The 25,905-nt window shown below is 45.1% G+C and carries 32 protein-coding genes and 6 pseudogenes; 16 read left to right on the plus strand and 22 right to left on the minus strand.

Going from position 1 to position 25,905, the window contains the following annotated elements; translation table 11 throughout:
- Positions 1-202: 202 nt before the first annotated feature.
- The 10 genes from mobP1 to ACTJJI_RS25165 form a co-directional block, all read right to left on the minus strand.
- On the minus strand, positions 203-1,363 hold the full coding sequence (mobP1, locus tag ACTJJI_RS25120; protein WP_335241739.1) for a MobP1 family relaxase: 1,161 nt from the start codon (positions 1,361-1,363) through the stop codon (positions 203-205).
- A gap of 2 nt (positions 1,364-1,365) precedes the next feature.
- Complete coding sequence (gene ddp1, locus ACTJJI_RS25125; RefSeq protein ID WP_001549911.1) at positions 1,366-1,911, minus strand: DNA distortion polypeptide 1; 546 nt, start codon at positions 1,909-1,911, stop codon at positions 1,366-1,368.
- A gap of 339 nt (positions 1,912-2,250) precedes the next feature.
- A complete protein-coding gene (locus tag ACTJJI_RS25130) occupies positions 2,251-2,508 on the minus strand; it encodes a hypothetical protein (RefSeq protein WP_001549910.1) in 258 nt (85 codons plus the stop codon).
- Positions 2,505-2,669 carry a hypothetical protein gene (locus ACTJJI_RS25135; RefSeq protein WP_334649430.1) on the minus strand — a complete coding sequence of 55 codons (165 nt, stop codon included), beginning with the start codon at positions 2,667-2,669 and terminating at the stop codon, positions 2,505-2,507. The genes ACTJJI_RS25130 and ACTJJI_RS25135 overlap by 4 nt, the downstream gene beginning before the upstream one ends.
- A gap of 200 nt (positions 2,670-2,869) precedes the next feature.
- Positions 2,870-3,082 (minus strand): hypothetical protein, encoded by a 213-nt coding sequence (locus tag ACTJJI_RS25140; protein ID WP_440656051.1) that lies wholly within the window; start codon positions 3,080-3,082, stop codon positions 2,870-2,872.
- 93 nt (positions 3,083-3,175) lie between these two features.
- A complete protein-coding gene (locus tag ACTJJI_RS25145; RefSeq protein WP_000008707.1) occupies positions 3,176-3,418 on the minus strand; it encodes a hypothetical protein in 243 nt (80 codons plus the stop codon).
- Complete coding sequence (locus ACTJJI_RS25150; RefSeq protein WP_249474094.1) at positions 3,408-3,620, minus strand: hypothetical protein; 213 nt, start codon at positions 3,618-3,620, stop codon at positions 3,408-3,410. The genes ACTJJI_RS25145 and ACTJJI_RS25150 overlap by 11 nt, the downstream gene beginning before the upstream one ends.
- A 65-nt stretch (positions 3,621-3,685) precedes the next feature.
- Positions 3,686-4,237: a hypothetical protein gene (locus tag ACTJJI_RS25155; RefSeq protein ID WP_440656054.1), complete on the minus strand. Its 552-nt coding sequence runs from the start codon at positions 4,235-4,237 to the stop codon at positions 3,686-3,688.
- 60 nt (positions 4,238-4,297) lie between these two features.
- Positions 4,298-4,534, minus strand: a complete 237-nt coding sequence (locus ACTJJI_RS25160; protein ID WP_440656056.1) for a hypothetical protein — start codon at positions 4,532-4,534, stop codon at positions 4,298-4,300.
- Between the two features lie 58 nt (positions 4,535-4,592).
- Positions 4,593-5,108, minus strand: coding sequence for a DnaJ domain-containing protein (locus ACTJJI_RS25165; protein ID WP_440656058.1), 516 nt, complete (start codon positions 5,106-5,108; stop codon positions 4,593-4,595).
- Positions 5,109-6,295: 1,187 nt separating this feature from the next.
- On the opposite strand from ACTJJI_RS25165, the gene ACTJJI_RS25170 reads away from it, so the two are divergent.
- The 3 genes from ACTJJI_RS25170 (at position 6,296) to ddp1 (ACTJJI_RS25180) (ending at position 8,302) form a co-directional block, all read left to right on the plus strand.
- Positions 6,296-7,309 carry a replication initiation protein gene (locus ACTJJI_RS25170; RefSeq protein ID WP_440656060.1) on the plus strand — a complete coding sequence of 338 codons (1,014 nt, stop codon included), beginning with the start codon at positions 6,296-6,298 and terminating at the stop codon, positions 7,307-7,309.
- 8 nt (positions 7,310-7,317) lie between these two features.
- Positions 7,318-7,761, plus strand: coding sequence for a hypothetical protein (locus ACTJJI_RS25175; protein WP_440656062.1), 444 nt, complete (start codon positions 7,318-7,320; stop codon positions 7,759-7,761).
- Between the two features lie 187 nt (positions 7,762-7,948).
- A complete protein-coding gene (ddp1, locus tag ACTJJI_RS25180; protein WP_042060986.1) occupies positions 7,949-8,302 on the plus strand; it encodes a DNA distortion polypeptide 3 in 354 nt (117 codons plus the stop codon).
- Between the two features lie 20 nt (positions 8,303-8,322).
- On the opposite strand, the gene ACTJJI_RS25185 is transcribed toward ddp1 (ACTJJI_RS25180), so the two are convergent.
- The 4 genes from ACTJJI_RS25185 to ACTJJI_RS25200 all read right to left on the minus strand — a co-directional run bounded on the left by ACTJJI_RS25185 (position 8,323) and on the right by ACTJJI_RS25200 (position 10,207).
- Positions 8,323-8,607: a hypothetical protein gene (locus ACTJJI_RS25185; RefSeq protein WP_001549897.1), complete on the minus strand. Its 285-nt coding sequence runs from the start codon at positions 8,605-8,607 to the stop codon at positions 8,323-8,325.
- Positions 8,608-8,642: 35 nt separating this feature from the next.
- Positions 8,643-8,954 carry a hypothetical protein gene (locus ACTJJI_RS25190; RefSeq protein ID WP_001549896.1) on the minus strand — a complete coding sequence of 104 codons (312 nt, stop codon included), beginning with the start codon at positions 8,952-8,954 and terminating at the stop codon, positions 8,643-8,645.
- Positions 8,955-9,160: 206 nt separating this feature from the next.
- Complete coding sequence (locus ACTJJI_RS25195) at positions 9,161-9,445, minus strand: CopG family transcriptional regulator (protein WP_440656065.1); 285 nt, start codon at positions 9,443-9,445, stop codon at positions 9,161-9,163.
- Positions 9,446-9,544: 99 nt separating this feature from the next.
- Positions 9,545-10,207 carry a nucleotide-binding protein gene (locus ACTJJI_RS25200; RefSeq protein ID WP_000516402.1) on the minus strand — a complete coding sequence of 221 codons (663 nt, stop codon included), beginning with the start codon at positions 10,205-10,207 and terminating at the stop codon, positions 9,545-9,547.
- 380 nt (positions 10,208-10,587) lie between these two features.
- On the opposite strand from ACTJJI_RS25200, the gene ACTJJI_RS25205 reads away from it, so the two are divergent.
- From ACTJJI_RS25205 to ACTJJI_RS25215, 3 genes are all read left to right on the plus strand, one after another.
- Positions 10,588-11,250: a recombinase family protein gene (locus ACTJJI_RS25205; protein WP_440656067.1), complete on the plus strand. Its 663-nt coding sequence runs from the start codon at positions 10,588-10,590 to the stop codon at positions 11,248-11,250.
- Between the two features lie 86 nt (positions 11,251-11,336).
- Positions 11,337-11,576, plus strand: a complete 240-nt coding sequence (locus ACTJJI_RS25210; protein ID WP_440656069.1) for a DNA polymerase V — start codon at positions 11,337-11,339, stop codon at positions 11,574-11,576.
- Between the two features lie 2 nt (positions 11,577-11,578).
- Positions 11,579-11,959 (plus strand): HumD family translesion DNA polymerase, encoded by a 381-nt coding sequence (locus ACTJJI_RS25215; protein ID WP_000506741.1) that lies wholly within the window; start codon positions 11,579-11,581, stop codon positions 11,957-11,959.
- 139 nt (positions 11,960-12,098) lie between these two features.
- On the opposite strand, the gene dqlB is transcribed toward ACTJJI_RS25215, so the two are convergent.
- The 5 genes from dqlB to ACTJJI_RS25240 all read right to left on the minus strand — a co-directional run bounded on the left by dqlB (position 12,099) and on the right by ACTJJI_RS25240 (position 14,753).
- Entirely contained in the window at positions 12,099-12,194 is a 96-nt protein-coding gene (gene dqlB, locus ACTJJI_RS25220; RefSeq protein ID WP_000609145.1) for a DinQ-like type I toxin DqlB, read from the minus strand.
- A gap of 804 nt (positions 12,195-12,998) precedes the next feature.
- Complete coding sequence (locus ACTJJI_RS25225; RefSeq protein WP_440656071.1) at positions 12,999-13,277, minus strand: hypothetical protein; 279 nt, start codon at positions 13,275-13,277, stop codon at positions 12,999-13,001.
- A complete protein-coding gene (locus tag ACTJJI_RS25230) occupies positions 13,274-13,549 on the minus strand; it encodes a hypothetical protein (RefSeq protein ID WP_025756643.1) in 276 nt (91 codons plus the stop codon). Before ACTJJI_RS25230 ends, ACTJJI_RS25225 begins: the two co-directional genes overlap by 4 nt.
- Before the next feature lie 17 nt (positions 13,550-13,566).
- A complete protein-coding gene (locus tag ACTJJI_RS25235) occupies positions 13,567-13,821 on the minus strand; it encodes a hypothetical protein (RefSeq protein ID WP_000510385.1) in 255 nt (84 codons plus the stop codon).
- 110 nt (positions 13,822-13,931) lie between these two features.
- Positions 13,932-14,753, minus strand: coding sequence for a SprT-like domain-containing protein (locus ACTJJI_RS25240; protein WP_000196235.1), 822 nt, complete (start codon positions 14,751-14,753; stop codon positions 13,932-13,934).
- A 365-nt stretch (positions 14,754-15,118) separates the two neighbouring features.
- On the opposite strand from ACTJJI_RS25240, the gene ACTJJI_RS25245 reads away from it, so the two are divergent.
- The 4 genes and pseudogenes from ACTJJI_RS25245 to ACTJJI_RS25260 all read left to right on the plus strand — a co-directional run bounded on the left by ACTJJI_RS25245 (position 15,119) and on the right by ACTJJI_RS25260 (position 19,243).
- Complete coding sequence (locus ACTJJI_RS25245) at positions 15,119-15,946, plus strand: hypothetical protein (RefSeq protein WP_440656074.1); 828 nt, start codon at positions 15,119-15,121, stop codon at positions 15,944-15,946.
- Positions 15,947-16,090: 144 nt separating this feature from the next.
- Positions 16,091-16,651 (plus strand): recombinase family protein, encoded by a 561-nt coding sequence (locus ACTJJI_RS25250; protein ID WP_440656076.1) that lies wholly within the window; start codon positions 16,091-16,093, stop codon positions 16,649-16,651.
- Positions 16,635-18,285 (plus strand): annotated as a pseudogene (locus tag ACTJJI_RS25255) (IS481 family transposase). The gene ACTJJI_RS25250 and the pseudogene ACTJJI_RS25255 overlap by 17 nt, the downstream one beginning before the upstream one ends.
- The gene (locus ACTJJI_RS25260; protein ID WP_440656078.1) at positions 18,218-19,243 is read left to right on the plus strand and encodes an ExeA family protein; all 1,026 of its coding nucleotides are present in this window, start codon (positions 18,218-18,220) and stop codon (positions 19,241-19,243) included. The pseudogene ACTJJI_RS25255 and the gene ACTJJI_RS25260 overlap by 68 nt, the downstream one beginning before the upstream one ends.
- Positions 19,244-19,354: 111 nt before the next feature.
- On the opposite strand, the gene ACTJJI_RS25265 is transcribed toward ACTJJI_RS25260, so the two are convergent.
- Positions 19,355-19,633 (minus strand): hypothetical protein, encoded by a 279-nt coding sequence (locus ACTJJI_RS25265; protein WP_440656080.1) that lies wholly within the window; start codon positions 19,631-19,633, stop codon positions 19,355-19,357.
- Positions 19,634-19,967: 334 nt separating this feature from the next.
- Here ACTJJI_RS25265 and ACTJJI_RS25270 point away from each other — a divergent pair, with 334 nt between their 5' ends.
- Positions 19,968-21,554 (plus strand): toxin, encoded by a 1,587-nt coding sequence (locus ACTJJI_RS25270; protein WP_440656082.1) that lies wholly within the window; start codon positions 19,968-19,970, stop codon positions 21,552-21,554.
- Between the two features lie 52 nt (positions 21,555-21,606).
- Here ACTJJI_RS25270 and ACTJJI_RS25275 read toward each other — a convergent pair.
- Positions 21,607-21,825: pseudogene (locus ACTJJI_RS25275) on the minus strand (IS6 family transposase); the annotation flags it as partial.
- 337 nt (positions 21,826-22,162) lie between these two features.
- Between ACTJJI_RS25275 and ACTJJI_RS25280 the strand changes: the two are divergent.
- The 3 pseudogenes from ACTJJI_RS25280 to ACTJJI_RS25290 form a co-directional block, all read left to right on the plus strand.
- Positions 22,163-22,300 (plus strand): annotated as a pseudogene (locus tag ACTJJI_RS25280) (hypothetical protein); the annotation flags it as partial.
- Positions 22,301-22,474: 174 nt separating this feature from the next.
- A pseudogene (locus ACTJJI_RS25285) lies at positions 22,475-22,698 on the plus strand (Tn3 family transposase); the annotation flags it as partial.
- A 35-nt stretch (positions 22,699-22,733) separates the two neighbouring features.
- A pseudogene (locus ACTJJI_RS25290) lies at positions 22,734-23,006 on the plus strand (helix-turn-helix domain-containing protein); the annotation flags it as partial.
- A gap of 195 nt (positions 23,007-23,201) precedes the next feature.
- Here ACTJJI_RS25290 and ACTJJI_RS25295 read toward each other — a convergent pair.
- Positions 23,202-24,689, minus strand: a complete 1,488-nt coding sequence (locus tag ACTJJI_RS25295) for a hypothetical protein (RefSeq protein ID WP_440656084.1) — start codon at positions 24,687-24,689, stop codon at positions 23,202-23,204.
- A gap of 744 nt (positions 24,690-25,433) precedes the next feature.
- On the opposite strand from ACTJJI_RS25295, the gene ACTJJI_RS25300 reads away from it, so the two are divergent.
- Positions 25,434-25,514, plus strand: coding sequence for a recombinase family protein (locus ACTJJI_RS25300; protein WP_440656086.1), 81 nt, complete (start codon positions 25,434-25,436; stop codon positions 25,512-25,514).
- A pseudogene (locus tag ACTJJI_RS25305) lies at positions 25,504-25,731 on the plus strand (ExeA family protein); the annotation flags it as partial. The gene ACTJJI_RS25300 and the pseudogene ACTJJI_RS25305, both read left to right, overlap by 11 nt.
- Positions 25,732-25,905 lie beyond the last annotated feature (174 nt).

The raw sequence follows: 25,905 nt of genomic DNA on the forward strand, positions 1-25,905 counted from the left end.
ATTTCATTTTGTTTGTGCTGTTATTTTGGTTATATCTAGATTTAAACACCATTTGATAACAAAAAAGCAGATCGATTGATCGCCTTGCGTTGATTTTATAGTCAAGTTAACTAAATTTTTTACCGCTAGTTACTTTTTATAAAAACTCTGCTAACAAGATAAATAAATCGATCTTAATCAATAAGTTACTGGAGGGCATGAATTATCCTAAGCGAATACCAATTTTCACTTTCTGTTCGCTTTGAATCATCGACTGTTTTATTTGCGAGAAATTTCTCATCTGGAGCTGCTGTTTCTTAATCATCTCCGCACTGTTCAGCACCAGCTCTTTACTGGATGAAGAGGTTCTGTCTATGCCTTTAACCCCCAGGTTCTCTAACTGCCACTCATTCCTGTGTGCAGTCTTCCAGCCATGCTGTACACCGTTCTTATCAAGTGCAGGGATTTTCACCTCCTTTTGTCCTAACTTTTTCAGCTTAACGAGATCACCTTTCTTAACGTTCTCGCGTGTGGTTAACTCACCAAAATCAGCCCCCCAATATGTTTTCTCCACGCCCTTGTTCAGTGTCTTAAGCTTTATGAAATGCTGCTTTGGTTTGGTTTTATCGTTCTGATAATGGTCGTATCCAACATCAATGACCTCATAAACGCCTTTCTGTCTTTTTGGCGCTGTTTTGTGAGCATCTTTAATAGACTGGTTAAGTCCATGCTGCTGCTTATGAGTGGCTTTAACGTCATAGCCCTTCAGCTTCAGCTCTTCACAAAAACCTGTACGAATTTCCCGTAAATCTTTTTTCCTGATATCAGCTCGTTTACCGTCGTTATCACGAATACGAAAAACGACATGTACGTGTGGATGTTCTTTTTTGTCGTTATGATAGCCAAGCACAAAGCGATGGTTTGGGTACTTCTTGTGCATCGTTTTCCTGACAGATTCAAGCAGATCTTCAGGTTTTACTTTTGCTGATACAGGCGGTGAAAAAACAATATTTTGGGTTACTTTTTTATTTTCCTTACCTTTATCATCGAAAACATTTTGAGGGTCGTTAGCACGATCTATCATGTGCTCTTTAGCCTCCTGAATCTCATCACCTTTCCATACCTGACCGCTTTCACTCATCACTGGCAGCTCTGACTCCCGGCTCATATAGTCAATACTGTTTCGAACTCCCTGCCGGGTAATTGCACCTCCTGAGATTTTGACAACAACCTCCTTACTGGCACCCTTGCGGTTGATACGTTCCTGAACGTTGCGTTGATAATTCTTACCACCATTTTTAACTTTATGGGCGAAAGCAGACTTGCGGCCAGCTTCAGAGGACTTACGCTTTACCCTGAATTCCTTGTCAACATAAACGCCCATGATTACACCTCAACCTTGTTAGAAACAGTTCGCCCTTTGCATAACATAATGTAGTTTTCAAACTCACTTTTGAGACTCATTATCTCTGTACTCAACCGCTCAGCGTCCTGATAGAACCCATCTTTATCAAGTACCCTGGCATTATCATTAACGATAATATAATGAAAGTTCCGCCCGATTTTATCTATTGCATTACGGCAACGATTCATCACCAGAAGTTCCTGATCGAAGAAATCAAGTTCATTTTCAAGTGTCGTCTGGATTCGGTAACGACATTCTCTGGATAAATTCCAGCCATGACGGTGAGCCGCTTTCTCGATTAAAGTTCTTTGTTTCCCTGTCAAATACATTGTGGTTTTGATAAAATCATCATTGTCTTTTGAAACATTAACATCTTCATTTTTAACCTTGCTTTTCAGTAAAGCACTGGCAAGCAGCTTCATTCCTTTTGCCACGGTTAAACCCGGTTCATCTGGATAAAGTGTTTTAAGACAATCAAGTAGATCATCATGTTGGCTTTCTTCAATCCTGAATTGAACTTTTTTCATAAATTTCTCCAACAAGAACCGACTGTAGGTCACCGGGCAAACGTTGCGGAATGGCGTCAGAGACGTCATTTTGCGGCGTTTGCCCTATCCTGCATCGCAGTGAACTACCTCCGCACACAAATTGTGCTTCAGCGTCCATCGAAATGCAAAGAATGAAAGGCTATCATGGCTGTGATCTGGTACGTCTGCGACCGGAGACAACGGATTTGCGGCTAGCTTGGGTGGAAATAAATTCGCTGCGCGAATGGCCTGGCAGGAGGCGCGAGCGCTGTTTTGCGGAATATACAAAAAAGCACCTCCCGTAAACGGGAGGGCTTCGGCGATTCAGGAACGGGAATTTTATTCTGCCTCTGGAGTGTCGCCTTCCATGCCCTGACGGGCATCATGGAGCCAGCGACGAAAGTTACTCATTCTTTCCCGGTTTGCCCGGCTGGGACTTTTACCCCTGTTACCGCTTAGTATACTCCAGACTCTTAACCCGGCCTCATTAGTCCAGTGCAATACAATTTCTCCTTTGCTGTTAAATCCCAGCGAAAACCGGACAGCCCCCCGTCTCTGTTCAGCACTGATAAAATCTAAAAATTCCTGTTTTTTCATAGCATCTCCTGTTTTTTTATCAGTGCTTTGGTTTCTTTCTTTTCCAGGGCTTTTCTGAGTAATGCCATGTACTCAGGAAAAGCAGAGAATGGCATCAAGGGAAAAACCGGACGCCCACCCTTTTCAACAATCTGTATTGCTGATAACATGCGTTCCGACATTTTATATTCCTCGCGAGGGAATTGAGTGTCACGGTATCAGGTTGCCTCCACAACCTGATACCACCCCTAATTAATTAACTCCGAAGTTCTCTTATCGCTTCATGTTTGGCTTCCTCCAGTTCTTTAAGGGTATATGCAAAATTTTTCCAGTTATTAATTTCTTTAATAATCTCCTCTTTACTTAATCCACATTCGTTGAATCAAAAGTTAATATTTTTTTTGAGAGAATTTTTAGCTATCAATTCATCGGTCAATAACTCATTAACAGACGTGATCACATAACCACGACCGCGATTTTTATCTTCGAAAGAATGAACAGCGAGGAAGAGAGTTTCTGAATGGACAAAAGCGGAGCAGGTGATTTTTTCTTTATTAAAGTTTAAAGCCTGGAAAGTGATAACATAAGTATTCATTTTAGTCTCCCGCCCGTTTGGGCTACTGGATCATGGTAAGGAACTATTCCCGACCTACAAATAAATTATACCATCACATGATGGTAATGCAATTTATTTAGTCACTTTATCCTGATTTTTTTCTCGCTTAACGAGCTGGTAATCTGGATGTTCATCGGCCAGGAGCAAAAGTAATTCATACGTACCAGCGGCTAAACCGCGAGATGTTTTACCGGATGTTTCTTTGGCTTGCCAGGCTGATAACGTAAAACCAAACCGTTCAGCGGCTTCCTGCTGGGTAAAGCCAGCTTTGATACGTGCTTGTTTCACCTCTTCAGGTGTTGGTTTAAAACTCATGATTTTGTACCTTCACGATAGTATCTGAATAGAATTGCAATAAAATTGGATCATCAATTTCATCTTTAACGTTACAGAATTCTTCATGATAAAATGATTTTTGGAAAACAACCTTTTTAGTTGTTTTTTTATCCTCTTCTTTAGAGCGTACCTTCATCAGTTTTTCAAGTTCAATAAACAAACGTGTTGCATCTTCAGACACAACAATCCTGTATGTTACATTACCTTTGTTTTTCCTGTCGCTCAGGATCTCATTCATTTTTTGCCTCATAACTGTTTAATAAACCCCGCTACCTTTATGAGCTGATCCACACTCAGGCCACGAATTACCATTTCATATCCGTCGCCCCGTTCTGATACGTTACCATCTAACCCATTCTCAACTTTAAACCCGGTTAATGTCCCATGCCAGCTTTCAAGACGCACTAAACGAGATAACATTCCTTTCAGGATCTGTTTTTGCTCGCGTTTCCGCTGTAACTGTTGTTCATATTCTCGCGCCATATCTACATTATCTAAAGCATCCGTCAGGATTTTCTTTTCAATATCGGCGGCGATTTCTACAGGGTTACGTTCTGGCGATACTGTGCAAGTATGGTAAGGACTTCTCCAGCTTCGACTATCTACGCTTCCAATAATGACTAACCTTCCCTTCTCCATTCGAATATGTATAGAGTAATTCTTAAACTGAGGTGATGTTAGCTTTATCCTGCACTGGCAATCATCGAGCAGGTTTACACGCCAGCCGTTCCCCAGGATTCGACAAACGATTTCAAACACAGGTTGATACCGTTCAAAGAAATTTTTCTGTTCTTTCATCTGATTCAGCCTTTTGAACTCAACAAAAAAGCCGTAAATTGAATTACGGCAGTTTTAAGACTATTCATCAAAGTGTCCATCATCACTTGCAGCTTCCTGGGCTTCGCATTCCTGCTGATATGCTTCTTCCTTTGCAAAAAGATGCGCCCATCCTTCTGCGTTTAAGCCACGGTGTAAGACTGAACCATTTTCATTGCATTCTTTGACTGTAACTTCGACCTCATCCGGGCAAATGTAGGCTCCGTAACCTTCAAAAATGTTTATCAGCTCCGCTTCCGTTATGGTCTTGTTTTTCATCAACGTGTCTCCGTATCAATCTTTGCCATGTTCTAGGGGGCTTTCGCCCCCGTTCCGGTTATGCGCTAGCTTCTACACGTCTCCACCCTGACGCCTTACGTTTACCCGCTGTACCATACATTTCACGGATTTCTTCAATGCTGTGTTCTTTACGGTTCCAGCGGCTTTTGTGTTCTTCAGGACGGTAAAACCATTGTTTTTTCTTCGATGCCCATTTACAGCCCATTTCCTTTAAAATATCTTTGTGCTCTTTAGTTTCTCCGCTAATCCAGACCCAATTACCAATGACTTCATAAACAATCCCTGTAAGGCCGGAAAGCGTATTCAAAACTTTTTCCAGATCTTCACCGTAGTTGTAACGTGCATCATCATCAGTGCTTTGAAACTGATTGATTTTATCAATGTTAGCCATGAGAAAATCAAACGCTGCATTTACTGCTTTCATCAGCTCGGCACCCAATGGATTGCGGTCTGGATGATATTTTAAAGCCGCTTTTTTGTATGCCGCCTTGATGTCCTTTTCAGTCAGATCACCGGATAAACCAAAAACGTTTAATGCTTCCTGAATATTCATTTTTCGCTCCCGCCCGTGTGGGCTTCTGGAATCTGGCAGGGAACCATTCCCAACCAACAAATTCATTATACCATCAAATGATGGTTGTAACATCTTTTTTTTGCTTTACATTGTAAAGATTAAATAAAGACAGATATTGCTTTACTGTGCATAAGAGATTACCAAAAGAGGCGCGAACTGTAGTTACATAATGCGCTGTCGTAACATCGCGCCGGAGACGTTCGCCAGTCCTGGCGAACCAACAAGCCCGAATGAGAGCGATAACCCCCCTCACCCCTGCCAGGCCAATTTCTGGCTATCAGACGATGTTTAGCCTGTCGCAGTTAGCGCGTGAGCTTGCGAACGGTACGCCGGGTCAGTGTGAAACACTGGCGCGGGGCGCTGTATCTGCGCGTTATGAGATGCGTTAGCAGCGAATTACGGGGCGTGTTGCTGAAACCGATTGATGCCTGACAGCAAAAAATGAATCCGGGCGCCAGCTGCTGCACGACAATTGCCAGCAAAAATCCGGTGGCCATCCTCGCCGGTTGTGAAATTTTGCTGGCATCCTGTGTGAGCGCATATCGCCCTAGGTTAATTTTCGGCTTGTTTCGTAAAACGAGCTGTATGGCGCTCTAAGCGCTTTTTACCCGTTGAGTTGAATCATGACCGGGTAAAAGCCGTTATAACGCCGCTGAGGGCTTCTGATTGCGTTTTAGGATTGGATCGAAAAAGGATCCCGCTAGGATCTTTTCAGAGAGATCATACCGCTCGCCGCAGCCGAACGACAGGGCGAAGCCCGCGAGTGAGCGAGGAAGCGGAATTTCCACGGGGTTTTAATAGAGCACTTACGCACTAAGGTTAATATTTGCTCAATTTTTGGTAGTGCAGTGCTCAGGGAGGCCAGATAGATCTATCCTCTGGATTTATGCTGAGTTATCCACAGTCGCTGTGCATTAAAAGCCTTATATTTTCTTCTTGATCTTAAAAACTTAAAAACTTAGCTCGCTTCAATTACCTGAAAATTATGGGAAAAATTCTCTAAAGGTGAGAGGATTTTTCACGTAAGGTGAGAGGATTTTTCACGTAAGGTGAGAAGATTTTTAAGTTAAGGTTGTTAGATTTTTCACTAAAGATGAGAGGATTTTTCACGTAAGGTGAGAAGATTTTTAACGGTTTCCACAGTTTGACTGAACATCAAGTGAAACATGCGGTTGTTGCTATCTTTAGATATGAAGATCCTCAGATCTTCATATCTAAAGGTGAGAGGTTTTTTAATTAAAGGTTGTATTGTTATCTTGAATTACAACCTTTGTGGGGTTATGATTTGCCTACATAGGAAAGGTTATATGAGGCTTATCGTGAAGACAGTAACGGGATTAACGAAAGTTAGACATAGAAATGAAGTTGGGGTAACTCTTGCATCCCTTTCCCTTTCAGCAAAAAGAGTGCTTTTTCTGGCTCTTTGCCAGATTGATACAAAGGAAATGTTAGATGATGATATTTTGGAGGTTGATGCTGACTTTTTTTCAAAAGCTACTTCTTTAGATAAATATGCCTCTTATGCTGCTCTGAAAGAGGGAGCTAAAGTTCTTTCTTCAACTACGTTAGTTTTAAACAGAGATGATTTAAAAAATTTAGCTGATGAACTTGGGATACTATCATCTAAGAATAAAATACCTGATCGCTTGGATTTAAACTTAACAGAATTCTGTGCCTATTACGATCATCTTGCAACTGTACGGATAAAATTCACAAATACAGCTAAGCGATATTTTTCTAAGTTGATTGGTTCTGAAAATAGATATACCACTCAGGTATTGAAATCAGTTGTGTTGTTGAACAGTGTAAACTCAACAAACCTTTATCAAGTCATTAGGAAATATTACAGTCAGAATAGTTCAAAAAAATCTTTTGATATATCCGTGGATGATTTAAAAGAGGAAATGGGACTTTATACTATTGAGGAAGGGGAGAAGAAATATAAGTATCCTAAATACTCATTTTTTGTTCGTGATGTTATCAATAAAAGCATTAATGAAATAATTGAGAAAACGGAAATAAATCAGTTATCTTTCTCTGTTGTTGGGAAAAAAGGGAGAATGGCTCACATGCTTAGATTTGAGTTTAGTATAAATGAAAAATCCCCATCCTTTTCGGAAGATGATATGGCATTTTTAGAGGAGTTTGACAAAGTCGTTCCACCAAAAAAGAATAAGTGAGGCAAAACATGGCTAAAATATATGAGTTTCCGCAGGGAGCCGAACGAAGTAAGCTGAAAAAAGAAATCATCCGGGAACGCAAAAAACGATTGCGAGAAACGAACGGTAACCCGGTTATCCGGCACGCTAAATGGTTCTGGTTTTATCTACGTCTTGCTACGGCTGGCGCACTGCATTTAGTCTCTGTTATTTCTCTGGCAGTCCTGGGGGCTTTCAGTAAAGCTATTTTCTGGATTGGTGGCCTGCTCTGTGTTGTTACATGGTTCCACCTTGAGCGCCAGTTCTGGACGCCGCAAAATTTCACGATTCCAGTAATCGTAACGCTGTGGGGATTGAGTTTGTTTGCCACTCCCCTGATGGAGCTGCTTAACAAAAAAATGCCGTGGTATCGTCTTCTGGTTCCTGATGCAAAGCACACTAGCACTGAGGCAACCAATGATGATCAGCCGTGAAGCAACAATGTTATCCAGTCGGCTTGCAGTGCTTCTTTCAGCCTTTTATCATCGGTTAATCATAGCGCACGAGGCGAGTTCTTTTCACTGCGATGCAGGATAGGGCAAACGCCGCAAAATGACGTCTCTGACGCCATTCCGCAACGTTTGCCCGGTGACCTACAGTCGGTTCTTGTTGGAGAGATTTATGAAATATCAGGTTAAAGAGTTTATTAACGAAAAATATTCTAAGGCTGTTAATATTTTAAAGGATAACCTTAAAGAACACTACCATATTTTTTATGGTTTGAGATTAAGTGAGATTCTTTTTCCTGCCAGCGAATACGGCTCTGAAATGTTTTTTCAGGAGTTTGAGGCGATTAACAGTGTAATATTGCCTTTGGTGATTTTTGATTTAATAGACCGAAAGCCGATTATGGTTATCGGCTTCGGTGAAGTATCTGGAGTTGATTCACTTGTTGATTCTGGTATAGAAGTTGTTTCTTTAGACGGTTTAAGCGATCTGCTACTGGTTGAAAAACTAACGCCATTATTTAACTAAACCTCTGGATATCTATCTGTTCAGTTTTCCAGTAAGATTTTTTCTATATCTGAAAGCGTTATTTTTTCAATGCTTTCTATATAGTAATGTTCATTAAAATCTGTCATTCCCGTAAATTTTAGCTCTGCATCATCTTTCGAATAAGCAATGACAACTCTGAAATCATTTTCCCACAAATCCCACCTGTATTTGTCTTTTATACGAACCCTGTACAATCCTTTTTGGATAGTGCCATCTTTTTTCTCTTCCTGTACTTTTTTTAATTTTTCATTTTGCACCTGTTGTTCAAGCCATGATTTATTCATAAATCCCCCACGGTTAACGTCTTTAGGCTCGGTTTTTACTTAACGAAATCTTCCGGTTTTACACCTGTTTTTACCTTCATATACTTGCCCTCCCCCCTTAGCTTCGGCTGAAGTTCGCTAAAGTACCATCCGGCAACGGTAATAATGCCTAAAAATACAAAAATAGCAGGCTTCAGAACATCAATAGCTGATACAGCGCATAACTCAATATTGAGATTAGTACAAGTTCCCTCATCAGGTGCATAGAAACCCCATAAGCCTATACCTATAAGGAACATCCCCAATATCGGTTGGATGTATAACAAGTAGATATTAATAAGAGCTTTAATATATCTGAATATGAACATTTTTCTTTCCTTAGGTTGCTTTCTATTTTGGATTTCCAATTCTTAACCAATATGATGGTTCGACAATCCATTCTCCGCAGTCATAGGCAACGGCCTTATTATGCCTGTTAGCGAACCATACTAACCAGGCTAATAATCGCTGATTGCCGCTGTATTTGGTTTTATCTCTAACCATCACGACATATCTCTTTTTCTTAGCCATAACGCTACCCTAATTTTGCAGATTCAAGCAGCCAGTGGTTTTTCAGGTTCTCGTCCAGGTTATCGAATGCGGCCAGCGCTGCCTTTAGAACGGTTGTCTTGCTCTGGCCTGTTCTCTGCGCCTCAGCTTCCAGGATCTCCTCAAAGTACGTTGGCAGTCTGAAGTTCATCAACTTTGGTTTACCCACTACAGGCGCTCTGGTAGCGCCGGAGATAAAACGCGCAGTTTCTGCGTTTGTTGCTGGTTGCTGAGATTCATCGATGTTCGGACGGTTTAGTTTTAAAGCCATGAAAATTTCCTCTTGTACGGTATGCATTTATTGTAAATATCATAGTATCTTTATTGTGTATTTACAATGTAAAGATATCGATGAATCTTGTTGATATTGCTATAAAATTCCAATTTCCTGTGCCACAAGTTCAATCTGTGCTTTCGCTGTTGAAAGGCTCGATGCCCGGCTAACGTCATGTACCCCTGCCCCTTCATTACAGGCGCTTTCATACACATCCAGCTCGGATATCCGGGTTTTCAGAGGTTGAATCCAGATGTTGTCCGAACGCAGTAATTTATCCAGATCAATGGCCGCTTTTCTGTGGCGGGGTTTCGCTGAGTTGATTCTGGTGAACAGCACCCACGGTTCCAGAGCTGCGTTAGCTTTCTGAGCGGTGCGGATTTTCTCTGTAACACTGGTCAGTGTTTCGCTTTCGAAATCAGAGGACGGCTTAACCAGTGTTACCACGATATCTGATACTGTCAGGGCGCTACGGAACTCCTGGCTGTCATGGCCGGGGCAATCGACAATGAGGACTTCACACAGCTTACTAAGGCGCTTAATTTCGTTGCTGACGTTTCCGTAAGCTGCGTGAACCGGGATAGTGAGTAAGCCGTTATCTGTCCGCTTTTCGTTCCAGCTCAACAGATCGTGGTTTTTATCTGTCTTCAGGATAATTACCGACTTACCTTTGTTGACCAGCATTGAGCCTGTGTTAGCTACGTAGGTGCTTTTGCCTACCCCACCCTTATCTGATACGACAAGCAAGATTTTACCCATTTTCACAACTCCTCTCTTTATGTTGTAAAGCTCATGTAAAGATGTATTTGTCTTTACATTGTGTGTTTTTCGTAAAGATATTTTTGTCTTTATAGTGTCTTTATAATCAAAAAGATTTACCATGTAAAGCACAAATAAAGACAAGCATGTCTTTGTTTTATCTTTACGTGGTAAATATAGCGCTGTCTTTACAGGAGGGTTACTTGGTAAAGCGTGGTGTGTCTTTACAATATCTTTATGTTGTAAATCTTTAGTGTGACGTTGTCACTATAGGGTCGGGGGTGTTTGCTGGTTCTTTTTGAGTGTGCCTTCCCTGAACCAACTGAAATGGGTACTGTATGGGTGTGTCTGGTTAACTCAAAATGAACTGGTTCCCTATAATGACTCAAACAGTACCGAAAGGCTTTGTCAGAGCTTACTTACGCGCATCCACGACTGATCAGGATGCAACACGCGCCCTGGACACGATAAATACCTTCGCCATCGAGCGCGGCCTGAGCATCTGTAACTACTACATTGAAAATGAATCAGGTTCTAAGCTTGAACGCCCTGAGTTGTTCCGGCTCCTGAAAGATTGTCAGCAAAACGATATCTTGCTGGTAGAGGATGTGGACAGGCTTTCACGCCTGGTAGGGGAGGACTGGAACACACTGAAGAAAATGATCCGGCAGAAAGATATCCGGGTTGTGGCCGTCAACGTTCCGACAACCTGGCTCGCATCGGGTCACAATGATTTTGACAGCCGAATGTTTTCGGCCATAAACGATATGTTGCTGGATATGCTGGCCGCCGTCGCCAGGCGAGACTATGAACAGCGCCGGGAACGGCAGCAGCAGGGGATCGCCAGGGCGAAAAGGGAAGGGAAGTATAAAGGCCGCCAGGTTAATCAGTCTCGCTATGACGCCATAAACAGGCTGATTGCGAGCGGCAGCTCCTGGAGCCAGATTCAAAAAGTGCTGGGTTGTAGCCGGGCGACTATCAGCAAAGCTGTGAAGCAACAGACCGTTAACAAAATGAACCATGAACCTGAAGGTAGGGAGTAGTTACAACATAATAAACAGTGTGTTGAAGAATAAAACTGATTCTTTATACTGTATATGTATACAGCTACATTGATCGGAGGTTTTTCATGCCTAGACACTATGAAATTGACTCAGCCTGGCCAGCGAGCATTAAGCGTGAGCCGAACGGTCGTCAGACAGTTACGACAGAAGCCTTTGTCAGCCAGCTTGCGCTGATTAATTTTCACTGGAGTTGTCGCCAAGCAAATCAGTGGATTGAAACCTACGTGACCGTTTTTAAAGACATTTCCACTCAGGAAGGAGAGAACCGGACATTCATGCTTTTTAACCCCAACGGAGGCCGTTAAAAATGGGTTTTCCATCGCCAGCAACCGACTACCAGGAAAACAGGCTGTCACTCGATCAGCACTGTAATACAGGAGCGCCGGGAGTATTCTTTTTTCGAAGTGATACCTACTCTTTCCGGGAAGGGATAAAGCCTGGTGCGCTGCTCATAGTAGATTTTGGGGGCACGCCCGTTGACGGGTCTTTGGTGCTCTGTGTCCTGGAACAAGAATTCAGGATCATGCGATTGCGACTACACCCCAAGCGGTGTCTCCAGGAACTCGATAAGCTGGATAACTTCAGGGCTATACCTGATGACGATGAGGACGGGTTGGAGGTCAGGGGGGTCATTACGCACATTGTTACCGATGCAAGAACAGGGGAGTTTCATGAAATGCCTGTTTAGGAGTGATTAAAGGTAACTTGTGCGCAGAAGGTCAGGTGTGTGGTGGTTAGTACAGACTAGTGAATGTTGTAACTAAACTATATTTTTATTAAAGGCCGGAGGTGGTGTTCCTCCGGCCTTAATTACGTTTCCGTGTTCATTAGTCGATGAACTGGCGGATCAGTTCCAGAATGGCAATCAGCGCGTTTGCAAGCGCCGCTACCGCCCTCAGAACGATGATTAACAGGTTAATCATCCGTTTTCTCCATAAATGGAGTAAAGACACCGTGGCTTGCTCTTACACTGCCTGTCACCACGGCTTCTCTTCGTCTTGTCAGTTGTAGAGAGTCTCACTCCTGCCAGAGCACAGATAACCAGCACCACCTGTATTACCTGTCAGGACTTTGAACCTGTTCATGCCGCATTTAGCGGAATGCAGGGAGAGACTCACCACAGAGCTAACCCTCTGATTATACGTTTATCTAACGTTCAGGCAAACCGTTAACGCACAGTCACTGCCCGTCATATTGCATAATCAGGCTTCACGGATTATCATACTATTGTCAGTTGTAGAGAGTTTCCCTTCCGGGCTGAGTTACCAGCTCGCACCGGAACCGTAAAAAAGCCGACCTCACCAGTCGGTTTTTTTACGTCTGCGGTTTCCCGCTTCGTTTAAATCTATTTTAAATGAATAAATTGTTCTGCGGCAAACCCAACAACATAAGGACGTTAGGGTTGATGGTTGCCGAAATCGCGGTGCGTTACGTGAATTCTGAGGTTTTGCGAGGGGGATTGGGCGCGAGAATTTACGAGAGAGCGCCGGAACAATGCCGGGATCACAAACCATCACCCGTGAAAGAAATCTTCCGGCATTGCCCGGTCAGGTAGTATGACATTCATTGTCAACGGCCATCAATTTATAAGCTGCTTTGCACTTCATAAAAGATCACCACCAGGGCTGCTAAAACAGTACCGATAGCCAGCACGTTAAAAAGTACGTCCTTCATCTTTACGAACGACATACTGATTTGCGTCCTTTCCCTTTTGTCAGCCTTCTCTATCATCCAGCGTTGGTATGAATCACTGTTACTTTTTCTGTCCATGTTCCCCCCAATTCATCAATGAGCACCAGGCGGCCACCAGGCTTCTTGCCAACAAAGTAACGGCCTCGCGGCAGACGTTCGCCAGTCTTCAGCCGTTCGATCCAGTCCTGAAATGCAGGGCGCGGTTTATAGCTGTAGCGGCCAAAATCAGCTACAGACTGCGTGACCATGACTGTTTGGCAGCCATGCTTTCTCATATCACGAAACGTATTTTCCAGTGCAGCCAGTGTATTCATTTGCACGTTCTCTCTGCTTTTCCCATGAGGATATTAACGACACTCAAAACTAACACCGTTGGCATGATCACGGCAGCATAGCCGACAGCAACGGCCTGATATATGGTCAATGAGTAGTCGGGCTGTTTATACAATACGACTGAAAAAATGCTCCCCAAACAAGCAAGCAGAGTTAAAAACAAGTAATCGACAAATCTGTTTTTATAGATAACCCATGCAACGATGCAGGGATATGACACCAGGCACAGGATAATCGCATTTGTGGTATGCACGTTTCGCTCCTTGTTATTTAAGGGTTGTCAGCCAGATCAAACAGATTGTTCAGGCTGGAACGGAATTGTTTTACCGATGATACCAGCTCCTGACTCCGCGCTTTTTCCTGCGCCAGTTCACGCCGTAGCTGCGCCATCTCGTCTCTGTTACGCTGAAGCTCAAGGATAGCCGTCATAAAGGTTTTGCTGGCTGATGCCTGTCCGGTCGCTTCCTGCGCCTTTTTAATGGCCTGATCTTCGTCGTCATTCGTTCTGATTGTGTAATGCCCCATGATACCCCTCTTTTGCTGTCATTTTTGCGCTGCCGGCGCGAACCCGGGAAGAAACTTTGCTGGCAAAAAAACACTGGCCAACAGCTGTGACCGGGAAAATTTGCTGGCAATTAATTTTCGATGAAAGCCAGCTCGCAATCGCCGCATTCAATATTCAGTCCGGCTTTGCCCCACACGGCAGCGCCACACCCGCGACACTGATATTTAACTTTATTTCGTTTTGGCTTGTCCTCAAATGCTGCAACTGACAAATCATTGTCATTGCTCCCGGCCATATCATCTGAATGGCTCCCGTTCTGCGGTGACACTGACGGCAGCAGAGCCATAGAAAGCACCGCTTCTATATCAATCCCGGCCTCAGCATTTTGATGCGCCAGAGCAAGCGTTTCGCGCCATTGCTCTATTACGGCGGTCATATCTTTTTGTTGTTCGACCTGGACAGGGAAGCGATCAAACCAGCTCAAAGCAAATTGCCCCTGGAACAGTTCCAGTGTGACGCGCTGGAAGCGGCCACCAGGGATCGGATAGTCATTAATCTTCTGGCCGACTTTCGCACCACCAGGTCTCCCGGTGGAGGAGGGCATAAGTCCGATACTTTCCATTTTTGCCGCCCACTGCGCATTGTGGTACGTCTTACGCGACGGGTTGCCGTAGTGGTACTGCCACATATGGCACTGCTCATGAACCAGCGTTTGCATGACTTCAATAAGCGGGTACACCGGGAAGTATTCAGGATTGAGGGCGATTTCATCAATCATCCTGCCGCTGCCGTCAGCAGCAACAAAGCGCCTGTAACTGAAATAGCCCATTGTGTTCTTGCCGCGCTGGAACGTAATCAGACAGTCAGGGAGTTCGCCGTCAAAAAGGCGCTGGTTATAGAAATCAAACGCCTGTTGTAGCTCGCTGTAAGCGCGTTCCGTGGCTCTTGTCATGCTGAAGTTCGCTTAGCGGCGTTCCGATATTCCTGTAACTCTGCAACAATAGCAGGGAACACATCAGCGCAACGCTGTGCCAGCTTAACCGCCTTTGAACAAACGCCCATACCTGTAGCGGCTCGCAATCGAAATTCCTCTGACTCGCAATCAGCGCCAGTTTTGGCTCACATTAACTGCAAATGAAAAACTCCTACGGCTCACATTAAGTGACAACAGACTCGCAATCGACCTGACGGACTCGCATTCCATTCCATTGGACTCACAATCACTGCAAATAAACATGCTGATATGATTCTTTTTTGATATTAAAAATATTTATTGATGTTACATTCAAATAATTTTATTTATGTGAGGTAACCACAATGATCGTAATATCTGCATCTGTTCCCTTGATAACCCCAGTAACAACAGGCCCTGAGTATCAAAGGGAGGTTTCAAAAATAGCGGCTATGATGATTAATGTTTCCAATACCTCCGATGAAATAGCCTCATCGAAAAATCCTTCCCAACTATCTGAGCTGGCTACAAAGAAATTGATTTCTCGACTTACTCCACGTGACTGCTCATGGACTACCGATGTAATCGAAGCATCAAATTTTATTAAAAATTTTTCTTTCCCAAAAAACGTATTTAATACATTAACAAAGGAAACGTTAAAGCAACTAAAGTTCGACAATAACCCCAGGATTGTTTTTGATGTCGCATCAGCCAGGGTTAAAAACGGTGAATCCTGCACCGTCGTTGGACAGGAGCACGGGATACCAACTTATGATAAAGCCTTCCATGAACTGCAGATGCTCGCTGTAAAGGGTCCCGCTGGCGAACGTGTAAGTAACGGTGAATCCTGCACCGTCGTTGGACAGGAGCACGGGATACGAACTTATGATAACGCCTTCCATGAACTTCAGATGCTCGCTGTAAAGGGTCCCGCTGGCGAACGTGTAAGTAAAGGTGAATCCTGCATCGTCGTTGGACAGGAGCACGGGATACCAATTTATGATAAAGCCTTCCATGAACTGCAGATGCTCGCTGTAAAGGGTCCCGCTGGCGAACGTGTAAGTAACGGTGAATCCTGCACCGTCGTTGGACAGGAGCACGGGATACCAAATTATTATAAAGCCTTCCGTGAACTTCAGATGCTCGCTGATGCAGCCAACAATAAGAGGCAAATGAACTCACAATCAGCATAAGGTAATGCTTTATTTGTTTCATTAAAGTGTACCCAAAACAGTCAATCCGGTGAGACAGTTTTTCTGTCTCATTTGGGTTGTTTTTGTCTCATCCCGGTGTTACGTTCTCATCATCTAGAGTTAAACGAGACAGTTTTCATCATTATGGCACTTTACGGCTATGCCCGCGTTTCAACCAGTGACCAGGATCTTACCCTGCAGACACAAATTCTCCGTGCTGCCGGTTGTGAAATCATCCGTGCAGAAAAAGCCAGCGGAAGCAGCCGGACCGGAAGGAGCGAGTTGCAGTTGTTGCTGGAGTTCCTGCGCCCCGGTGATATGTTGATGGTGACCCGTGTTGATCGCCTGGCCCGCAGCATTAAGGACCTGCAGGATATCGTGTATGCCCTGAATCATCAGGGCGTAACACTCAGGGCAACAGAACAGCCTGTGGACACGCGTTCGGCAGCAGGAAAAGCCTTTCTTGATATGCTGGGTGTTTTCGCTGAGTTTGAAACCAACCTGCGACGTGAACGCCAGATGGAAGGGATTGCTGCGGCGAAAGCGCGGGGCGTGTACCGCGGAAGAAAGCCCTCAATAGACCCTGCAGAGGTCTGGCGCCTGTACACCACGGAGAAAATGGGGGCTACGGCCATAGCCCGTCAGCTCGGGATCGGGAGGGCGTCAGTCTACCGGGCGCTGGAAAATTATGAGCAGCCGGCGTAGCGCTATCCCGGCTGATTCCCTGTTGCAACTACGGCAGCGACTCGATCGCCTGCCGCCAAAAAGCCCTGAACGGGCCACCCAGATCGCCGCTGCCGCTCAGTTGTATGGTATTTCAGTTACGACAGTCTATCGCGCCCTTCGTCTGGTCCTCAGACCACGTACAGCTCACCGCCGCGATCATGGTCAGCCACGGATACTCCCCCCGTCTGAACTGGAACATTACTGTGAACTGATTGCTGCACTGAAGTTACGAACCACAAATAAATCCGGCCGCCATCTGTCAACCGGGCGGACAATACAGTTGCTGGAAGAGCACGGTGTGGAGACAGCTCAGGGTTTGATAAAAAGTCCCAGGGGCTTGCTGCGTAAGCAGACCGTCAATCGCTGGCTTTCCCGCTGGCGTCTCGACCAGCCCCGCCTGTTACGGGAGCCTCCGGCGGTAAGATTTCAGGCTGAAAACAGTAATGACTGCTGGCAGTTTGATATGTCACCGTCCGATCTCAAACATATTGAACGACCTGACTGGGTAGATCCTGCCCGTGGCGAACCCACGCTGATGCTGTTCAGCGTGGTGGATGACCGGAGCGGTGTCGCATACCAGGAATACCGGTGTGTGTACGGCGAGGATGCGGAATCAGCGCTGCGATTTCTCTTTAACGCCATGGCGCCAAAAGCCAGATCTGATTTTCCTTTTCAGGGCCGCCCGAAAATGCTGTACCTCGATAACGGACCTGTGGCCAAAAGCCATGTATTCCAGAATGTGATGCAGTCCCTGAAGGTTGACTGGCTGACGCATACGCCGGCAGGCAAGGACGGCACCCGGACGACAGCACGGTCCAAAGGTAAAGTCGAGCGTCCTTTCCGGACCGTCAAGGAGGCGCATGAAACCCTGTACCATTTCCATAAACCGGAAACGGAGATGCAGGCCAACGAATGGCTCTGGAACTATCTGAGCCGTTATAACGCGCAGCGTCACCGCAGCGAGAAACGCTCCCGACTGGAAGACTGGCTGGCAAATATCTCCCCGGAAGGTGTGAAAGATATGTGCAGCTGGGAACAATACTGTCGGTTCGCCCGGGAGCCGGAATCCCGCAAAGTGGGTGTTGATGCTCGGATAACGATAGACAGCACCGCATGGGAGGTTGAACCGGATATGGCGGGTGAAACCGTTATTCTGCTGTGGGGGCTGTTTGACGAGGAAATGTATGTGGAATTTACCGGTGAAACATGGGGGCCTTATTATCCGGTGTCGGGCCCGGTGCCGCTACACCGTTACCGGACCTTCAGGCGTGGTAAAGCGGCTGAACGGGCCGATCGTATCCATGCTCTGGCCAGACAGCTGAACATCCCCATCAGCGCGTTGTCCGGCAGTGATCTCCGCGTGGTCAGTGATGACACTCAGCAGCGCATTGATGAGTTGCCGCACCAGAAAATTTGAATACCACTTTCCTGGCGTTATTGCGGCAAAACTGGCAATTGCCGACGATCTGGCCATACCGCTGGCCAGGATGTTGGATGAAGACCGGGCGTATATCGACAGTATTCTGGCTGAGACGCTAAACCGTAGTGAAGTACTCGCCCGCATCAGAGACTATTTTCGTAACAGACAATCAGGAGAAGACCATGCGGGTTGAAGTGATGGAGCATTATGGACTGACACAGTCTATTGAACAGGCGGGGTATTATGAAACTGCTCACCATAAGCAGCTGATTAAAGACATTAAAGGGGCGATACGCGAAGGACGACTGATAGCCGTCTGTGGCGTGGTGGGAAGTGGCAAAACGGTCACCCTGCGACGCCTGCAGCAGCAACTGATGGATGATAACAAAATTATTGTCGCCCTCTCCCTGTCGGTGGACAAACAGAGTGTCCGGCTCGCCACGCTGATTAACGCCCTGTTTTACGATCTGGCGCAGGATAAGCAGGTGCAGATCCCCAAACAGGGTGAACGCCGCGAGCGGGAACTGCAGGAACTGGTCAAAAAAGGTAAGCGTCCGGTGGCACTGTTTGTTGATGAGGCACATGACCTGAACGGTCATACACTGACGGGGCTCAAACGGCTGATGGAAGTGGTTGAAGACGGCGGTGGACGGCTGTCTGTTGTTCTGGCTGGTCACCCAAAACTGCGTAATGACCTGCGTCGTCCGACGATGGAAGAAATCGGTTATCGTACCGATATTTTTACGCTGGACGGGATCACCGGCAGCCAGCGCGAATATATCCAGTGGCTGCTGAAGACCAGCACCGGCAAGGGAAAGCCGGAAGATATTCTGACGACTGAAGCTATTGACCTGCTGGCGATGAAACTGCGTACACCGCTGCAGGTCCAGTTGCACCTGACGCTGGCGATGGAAGCAGGATATCAGACGGGTGAAAAGCCGATTACCGCCACGCTGGTTGAATCCGTGCTGTCACGTCAGCTGGATGACCTGGAACCGACACTCACGCGGCATGGTTACCGCCTGAAGGACATGGTGGAGCAGTTCGATGCAAAACCTGCTGAAATCAGGGCATTATTTAACAACCAGTTAGACCCAGCCCGCACAGCCGAGCTACGTGACAGAATGCTGGCAGTCGGTTTGCCGATATAACGATGTCTATTTGCAGTGATTGTGAGCCCGGCGGAATGGATTGCGAGCCGGGCCGGATAAATGCGAGCCCATTGTCACTTAATGTGAGCCGGTGGCATTTTTCATTTGCAGTTAATGTGAGCCGAAATATGCGCTGATTGCGAGTCGGAGGGATTTCGATTGCAAGCCGCTACAAGTATCCGTGGGTAATAATGGACCTCGTCCCCATGAGCGTCTTATCCATTTTTTCTCTTCCTGTTTTTTTCGCGGATCTTCATCGTAACGCCCGCCAATGATCACCGCAGTAAAGTCTTTGTTGTTGATTTTGGCCGTCAGCGTATTATCTGCTTGAGTGTTACCTGGCTGCTCGTTATCTAACTCTTTTGGGATGTGCAGCTTATCTCCGATCATTTACCGTATTCCTTAAACAGGGATGGAAGTATTAGTGTAGGCAACGAAACGGAAAAAGGTAATAGTTTTTTATTTTTTCAAGGAGAGATTGAATACGGTCGTCAAATTCCGCATTGCATTATCCACCGGCTTCGCAGCCAGGCAACGCTCCAGTCGCCATGGGTTCTGCGGGGCGCGCGGGTTCGGCGATGTGAACAATGTGACATAACGATATATTCGCCAGAGTATGCGATTACCGACTACGCTTTATTGCGAGCTTTGTGGTGAATATTAGTAATGATTCATAACCAGTGAGCTTCGTGAATAATAATTCCCATTGGAAATGGAGATAGTGATGAAACTGAAATCCGTGATTAACCCAATCAGTGCCGCCCTGCTGACAGCCACAATTTGTGCGCAAGCCATTGCTAAACAGCCTGAGATTAGCGCCTATTACCTCTCTGGCCCTGCAGCGACCGAAGGAACACCATCCTGGTATGCGAGTCTGGATAATCTGGAGAAGATGACTGATAGCATTGAAAAGAATAAATCCCCCTTTAACTCATTGGTTCTTTCATTTGTCCAACCTTCATTAGTGAGATATGAGCCATTATCACTGGCTAATACGGGGTTATTTGGTTACGTGTATGATACAAAGGCCCTGCCAAAAAATTTAGCCAAGAATGATCAGGCAAAAGCAGATTTTGCACGTCTGAAAACTATTATAGGTCGATTAAAAGAGAATAAAATTGACGTCTATATTGCTGTGGGTGGCTGGAACTTCAGCTGTGCCCCGGAGATTTATGATGCCACGACGGGCAAAGCTGATGCCTGTGGTAACGAAGAAGGTGCAGTGTATGACACTTTCCCGAATCCAATGGCAGCCAGCCAAATCCCGCGTCCAGCATTTGAGAGTAAAATTATCGGTGCTGAAGCGGATAAAGCTTATCACGCGTTGGTCAGTCTGGCTAAAGATCTGGGGGCAACAGGGATTGACGTTGATTATGAAGAATTCTGGCACGCGGATATCAATGCCAAACAGTGGAAACTGACACCGGATACGATTGGAAGCGCACCCGGCAATAATTTCGAGAACCTAACGACTGCCCAGTTAATGGACAAAGGGGGGATCGGCAGTGGCGGAGGTGACAATGTTTACGATGACAATATGAAGATTGTAGATGGCGCTGATAAAATCCCTCGCGCAATGCCATTTACGATTGATAAATTCAACGCCATCTTAAAGTCGATTTATAAAGCCGCTGATGAAATTGCCCCCGAGCTTAAAATCAGTACCGCTGCCCCTGCCGTAGGTGGCCTGCCCAATATGGCCGCCAACTACGGCACTGTGGCCACCAATGCAGATGTCTATGGCGGAGCCTGGTGGGGAGGTAATTTGTATGGTCTGATCTATAACACCGCGCTACTGTATCCTGAGACTATTGATCGCCTGAATCACATCGGTGTGATGTCATATGACCTTGATGAAACGGATTGCGGTGGTGATTCTGAAATCCCTTGCGACTTGCCAGGTCAAGTGGGTTTCTACATGGGGCAATATCAGAATTGGCTGAAATCCGTTAACAAAACGGCCTCTCATCATACGCTGGTCAAGGGCGCTAAAAACTGGGCCGCAGCTTCGATTCAGCCACAGCGTTTACTTATCAAACCACCGATCACTGTGGGTTTTGAAGTCGGAAAACCGGCGACCGGTAATTTACCTCTGACTCATGCAAATCTGAACGCGATTGTTGATGAAACGGTGAAATACAGCCCAACAGGCATCATTATGTGGGATCTGTTTAAAGACCTACGCCATGATGGTGGAAACTGGCAGCCAGATTGGGCAACACCTAATGATGTGTTAACAACGGTTTGCGAAAAAATGGGGCTTCAGGGTGCAGAGTACAACTGTGCAAGCAGTGTTCCAGGGAAAAAATAATGTTCTGTTGCGTTAACGGTGCCAAGTCATCAAAAATGGTGCTGTTGGTAATTTATGCAGCCAACACATAAAATTGTTCAGCCGACGACACCCCGTCGTCGGCTCGATGATTAAGCTGCCTTTTGAGTATCATGTGAATCAACTCAATACCGGTATACCGGTCAGAAGCGACTGCACGCGTCAAAAACGATTTGAATCCCAGCATCTGTCGTATCCGACGTTTGACATTATGCTGATCCTGCTCAACCAGATTATTTAGAACTTTGCTTTTCGGGTTAGCATGAAAACACGTGAGGCAGTCGCCAAATGAGTCGCCCACTGGGGCTAAAATAACCCGCATTCATAACAAGCGTAAGCAATGAGATGGTCTTCCTCAATCCTTCACGGCAGCACCCATTTCCGCCATGAAACTATAATCAGAGAAAAGTGAGAGGATCAGGCTGAGTTATTAGGTGACAATTACCCCGTCCGCATCGCGACAATGACTGGCTTATCTGGCTCCGCTGCCTGAAAATATTGCACCGCAGAATACCATCAGGCTGGCGCGGCCGGATTTTCTTTATTCCCTGCATAATTCGGAAGTGGGCGGAGTTTATTATGTCGCGTCGGGTTATCGTCTAAAGGATATGGTGGAGCAGTTTGATGCAACACCTTAAGAAATCAGGGCATTATTCAGTAACCAGCTGGCTCCGGCCAGAACGGCAGAGTTGCGTGACAGAATGCTGGCGGTGGGGCTGCCAATATAATGATGTTGATTTGCAGTTATCGTGATTCCGGCGCAATGGAATGCAAGCCGGAGAGGATAAATGCGAGCACAGTAGCAGTTAATATGAGCAGGATGAGATTTTCATTTGCAGTTAATCTGAGCAGAAAAACGGAATAAATGCGAGTCTGTGGGATTTCAAACGCGATTCGTTACAGCTATCTCGCTGTGGAATACCGTGTATATGGAAAGAGCGATCGATGCCCTGAAACGGAAGGGGCTGAAGATCAACGAGCAACTGCTGTCGCATCTGTCGCCATTAGGCTGGGAGCACATCAATCTGACAGGCGATTATATCTGGAAAAGCAACCGGATACCGGCTTCCGGTAAGTTTCGTCGACTGAGGCCCACTAAAGTAGAAAGGTCAAAAAACAACCTTAACGTACAATAATTTTCGATATCCAAACTGACCCCAAATGGGACAAATGGTGGTCACCATCCTGTCAGCAGTGGCACAGGCTGAACGAAGGAGGATCCTAGAGCGTACGAATGAGGGCAGGCAGGAAGCGAAGCTGAAAGGCATCAAATTTGGCCGCAGACGCACCGTGGACAGAAACATCGTACTGACACTTCGCCAGAAAGGCAGTGGTGCAACGGAAATTGCCCGTCAACTCAGCATCGCCCGCTCCACAGTGTATAAAATTTTGGAAGATGAAAAGATCGGTAACGCCCCTGATTTTATAGATTAACATCATGATAATAAAAATGTTTTTAGATATCACGTGGCAATTCTCGTGGAAATATGCACAGAACCCCAAGATGCTTAAACTGGAAAATACAGTTCTAAAACTGATTTGGGTGATGAATTTCGGTGGCCGCCAGAGCGGTCACCTTTGATACGGTAAATAAACTGAAAATATTGGCGTGCCGAAAAAATTAAAAATCTAGTTTAATATTATTGCTTCGTCTATTAATTTATTATATGACGTATCAATTATGTTTTTTGTAAAATCATCACTTTCAGATAAAGTGCTGTAACTAACTGGCTTGAAGGATTTATTATCTTTATAACCAAACACAGTATATGCTTCGTTTATTGAATGACCACCACTATAAGTTAAGAAAGATGCAGCTAGCAGTCTGGCGTGCGCAATATTAAAATCGAAAGATTCATCATCCAATGAAATAAATAAATGGTTTAGTATGTTTGAACTCCCGGACATACCTATACCAATAGGCCTCTCAAATGTAAGTGCTTCTTGGTTATGTTCGGTTAAAGTATCAATCGATGATTTATATCGGTCCATCGGTCGCACGCCGGTGTATCCAGGCTGTCCTGCTTTACCCTGCATTTGGTAATTAAGTTTAATTCCAGTCCTATTGCTTACCTCTTGACTATTTAGCACTCTGTTTAGATCTCTTTGTGGTGATATTACATCTATATATAATGCGGATGCTGTATTTTTCATCTCCTCAAATCCTGGAGATGTTATTACGTATTTTACAGCTAAATGCATTATTAATAAGTGTTTCATTTTACTTGATGTGCTCATCATCTTTATAAAATTATCTGATGTGCACTCATCTAAAAATTTTGTTGCTTCGGGAATATCCGCACGCCAAATCGCGGGGTCAGCTTTCATTTGAGAATTGATTGATTCTATCAAATCTTGCTTCTGACTATTACCTAGTGAATTAAAGTCATTAATCATCTTATTCTTAATGATTTCAACGTTTTTATTCATTTCGTTTGATGGCTTACTTACAATCATTTCTGCAATAGTTGATTCAAATGTACGGCCATAGTAGTTATCATTATGTTTCGTTAAATAGAAGTCCTTCTCTACAGAATTTAATAAAGTTTTTAGTTTGTTAATGACTGGGAAATTACCCCCTAAAACCTGTGAGGAATAATTCAAAAATAGATCTAAAGTCTGCCTTGACAAACTACTGGATAAATAAACATTTTTAATTTCATTTAACATAAGAGATTTTACATCGCTCTGGATATCGCTATTTTTAATAGCACAACCCATATCGATAGCACATTCAGCTGCTGTTCGTATTTTCCCCTCAGTGTTTTTTACAGGTGTTTCTTTTAATGGTTTGACCATGTTATTAATGAGTACTTTAAAATCACGTTTTTTTAAAGGGGCTTGTAGTGATATTATCTCCCCATAACCATTAAATACAACTTTATCAGATTTGATTGATGCTATATTGGGTGCTATTGACTTACCAATCAAAAGATCCTTTTGAGTCTGATACGCTATATCACCGCCCTTCTTTGTTATATTCACACTTATGTTTTTCACACCAGATAGTTTTTGTAGAAGCTTGACATTTTTTGGGGATGGATCTTTATTGGCCAATTTAATTGCGGCGTTTAAATCATGAAATACATGAGCTTTGATATAAGTTATTAGAGGCATAATGCATCGGTGTCCAGTAATCCGAGTAAAATTTAATCCGACATTATCGGTTGATAATAATATCTTTGATATCAAAAAATGCTTTTTCTCAAAAAATTATTTTTTTCATTAGTTACAGAGATTTAAGGCTTGAGCAGCACGCTCATTGCTTATCTGAAAAGACCTGCCGATGCCCGGTAACGCCGGACTGTATATGGTTTGGGGCTGGTTTGTGAAGAAAATATTATTTAACGTGAGTTTTCGTTCCACTGAGCATCAGACCCCTGTAAGGCGGCAGGATGAAATGACAGGTAGCACTGAGGGTTAGCCGCCGATACCAATGAGGGATCGAAAGGGATCGCCTATCCATCTCTTCACCCTGTAAAGCCATCCCCCGCTAAAAGCGGCTCAGAGGCTTCTGTGCGCGGTCGGAGTGGTCACAACAAGGCGAAGCCGCGGTTGGGGCGTATCTCCGCGTTAGCGGGTCGTGAGAGCCGCTTACGAGCGTGTTAGCAACGTGTTTAGCGATATTTGCTGACGCATCCGGCGTGGCCGGATTTGTCCAATCCCTCGACGGCTAACAGGCGAGCTGTTAGCCGGGGTAGTGACCGGGTAGCTGCGATAACTGCCAACTTTTCTTCCCTCCACCTTCACGCATAAACGAACGTTTATGCAACCTCTCCTGCTCCAACGTGACGATGCGGCCTTGTGCATTGCAAAAATATATTGCAATATAAAATCAAATGGCAACAGGAAATCGCAATCATGCTCATCGGTTATGCCCGGGTTTCGACACAAGAACAGGATACTCAGGCCCAGATATCAGCACTAAAATCAGCCGGGTGAAAAGCCGATTACCGCCACGCTGGTTGAATCCGTGCTGTCACGTCAGCTGGATGACCTGGAACCGACACTCACGCGGCATGGTTACCGCCTGAAGGACATGGTGGAGCAGTTCGATGCAAAACCTGCTGAAATCAGGGCATTATTTAACAACCAGTTAGACCCAGCCCGCACAGCCGAGCTACGTGACAGAATGCTGGCAGTCGGTTTGCCGATATAACGATGTCTATTTGCAGTTATTGTGAGCCCGGCGGAATGGATTGCGAGCCGGGCCGGATAAATGCGAGCCCATTGTCACTTAATGTGAGCCGGTGGCATTTTTCATTTGCAGTTAATGTGAGCCGAAATATGCGCTGATTGCGAGTCGGAGGGATTTCGATTGCAAGCCGCTACA

The organism is Enterobacter sp. 22466 (assembly GCF_052044775.1).
Lineage (GTDB): Bacteria > Pseudomonadota > Gammaproteobacteria > Enterobacterales > Enterobacteriaceae > Enterobacter > Enterobacter dissolvens.

Bases quoted from the DNA above. Each gene is read 5' to 3' on its own strand.
- ACTJJI_RS25200 (WP_000516402.1), bottom strand. From the start codon at position 10,207: ATGGGTAAAATCTTGCTTGTCGTATCAGATAAGGGTGGGGTAGGCAAA.
- ACTJJI_RS25210 (WP_440656069.1), top strand. From the start codon at position 11,337: ATGCCTAGACACTATGAAATTGACTCAGCCTGGCCAGCGAGCATTAAG.
- ACTJJI_RS25160 (WP_440656056.1), bottom strand. From the start codon at position 4,534: ATGAAAAACAAGACCATAACGGAAGCGGAGCTGATAAACATTTTTGAA.
- ACTJJI_RS25165 (WP_440656058.1), bottom strand. From the start codon at position 5,108: ATGAATATTCAGGAAGCATTAAACGTTTTTGGTTTATCCGGTGATCTG.
- ACTJJI_RS25295 (WP_440656084.1), bottom strand. From the start codon at position 24,689: ATGCCTCTAATAACTTATATCAAAGCTCATGTATTTCATGATTTAAAC.
- ACTJJI_RS25240 (WP_000196235.1), bottom strand. From the start codon at position 14,753: ATGACAAGAGCCACGGAACGCGCTTACAGCGAGCTACAACAGGCGTTT.
- ACTJJI_RS25140 (WP_440656051.1), bottom strand. From the start codon at position 3,082: ATGAATACTTATGTTATCACTTTCCAGGCTTTAAACTTTAATAAAGAA.
- ACTJJI_RS25270 (WP_440656082.1), top strand. From the start codon at position 19,968: ATGAAACTGAAATCCGTGATTAACCCAATCAGTGCCGCCCTGCTGACA.
- ACTJJI_RS25195 (WP_440656065.1), bottom strand. From the start codon at position 9,445: ATGGCTTTAAAACTAAACCGTCCGAACATCGATGAATCTCAGCAACCA.
- ddp1 (WP_001549911.1), bottom strand. From the start codon at position 1,911: ATGAAAAAAGTTCAATTCAGGATTGAAGAAAGCCAACATGATGATCTA.
- ACTJJI_RS25300 (WP_440656086.1), top strand. From the start codon at position 25,434: ATGCTCATCGGTTATGCCCGGGTTTCGACACAAGAACAGGATACTCAG.
- dqlB (WP_000609145.1), bottom strand. From the start codon at position 12,194: ATGATTAACCTGTTAATCATCGTTCTGAGGGCGGTAGCGGCGCTTGCA.
- ACTJJI_RS25250 (WP_440656076.1), top strand. From the start codon at position 16,091: ATGGCACTTTACGGCTATGCCCGCGTTTCAACCAGTGACCAGGATCTT.
- ACTJJI_RS25135 (WP_334649430.1), bottom strand. From the start codon at position 2,669: ATGTCGGAACGCATGTTATCAGCAATACAGATTGTTGAAAAGGGTGGG.
- ACTJJI_RS25225 (WP_440656071.1), bottom strand. From the start codon at position 13,277: ATGAATACACTGGCTGCACTGGAAAATACGTTTCGTGATATGAGAAAG.
- mobP1 (WP_335241739.1), bottom strand. From the start codon at position 1,363: ATGGGCGTTTATGTTGACAAGGAATTCAGGGTAAAGCGTAAGTCCTCT.
- ACTJJI_RS25245 (WP_440656074.1), top strand. From the start codon at position 15,119: ATGATCGTAATATCTGCATCTGTTCCCTTGATAACCCCAGTAACAACA.
- ACTJJI_RS25265 (WP_440656080.1), bottom strand. From the start codon at position 19,633: ATGATCGGAGATAAGCTGCACATCCCAAAAGAGTTAGATAACGAGCAG.
- ACTJJI_RS25190 (WP_001549896.1), bottom strand. From the start codon at position 8,954: ATGTTCATATTCAGATATATTAAAGCTCTTATTAATATCTACTTGTTA.
- ACTJJI_RS25155 (WP_440656054.1), bottom strand. From the start codon at position 4,237: ATGAAAGAACAGAAAAATTTCTTTGAACGGTATCAACCTGTGTTTGAA.
- ACTJJI_RS25235 (WP_000510385.1), bottom strand. From the start codon at position 13,821: ATGGGGCATTACACAATCAGAACGAATGACGACGAAGATCAGGCCATT.
- ACTJJI_RS25185 (WP_001549897.1), bottom strand. From the start codon at position 8,607: ATGAATAAATCATGGCTTGAACAACAGGTGCAAAATGAAAAATTAAAA.
- ACTJJI_RS25215 (WP_000506741.1), top strand. From the start codon at position 11,579: ATGGGTTTTCCATCGCCAGCAACCGACTACCAGGAAAACAGGCTGTCA.
- ddp1 (WP_042060986.1), top strand. From the start codon at position 7,949: ATGAAATATCAGGTTAAAGAGTTTATTAACGAAAAATATTCTAAGGCT.
- ACTJJI_RS25130 (WP_001549910.1), bottom strand. From the start codon at position 2,508: ATGAAAAAACAGGAATTTTTAGATTTTATCAGTGCTGAACAGAGACGG.
- ACTJJI_RS25145 (WP_000008707.1), bottom strand. From the start codon at position 3,418: ATGAGTTTTAAACCAACACCTGAAGAGGTGAAACAAGCACGTATCAAA.
- ACTJJI_RS25175 (WP_440656062.1), top strand. From the start codon at position 7,318: ATGGCTAAAATATATGAGTTTCCGCAGGGAGCCGAACGAAGTAAGCTG.
- ACTJJI_RS25170 (WP_440656060.1), top strand. From the start codon at position 6,296: ATGCGGTTGTTGCTATCTTTAGATATGAAGATCCTCAGATCTTCATAT.
- ACTJJI_RS25205 (WP_440656067.1), top strand. From the start codon at position 10,588: ATGACTCAAACAGTACCGAAAGGCTTTGTCAGAGCTTACTTACGCGCA.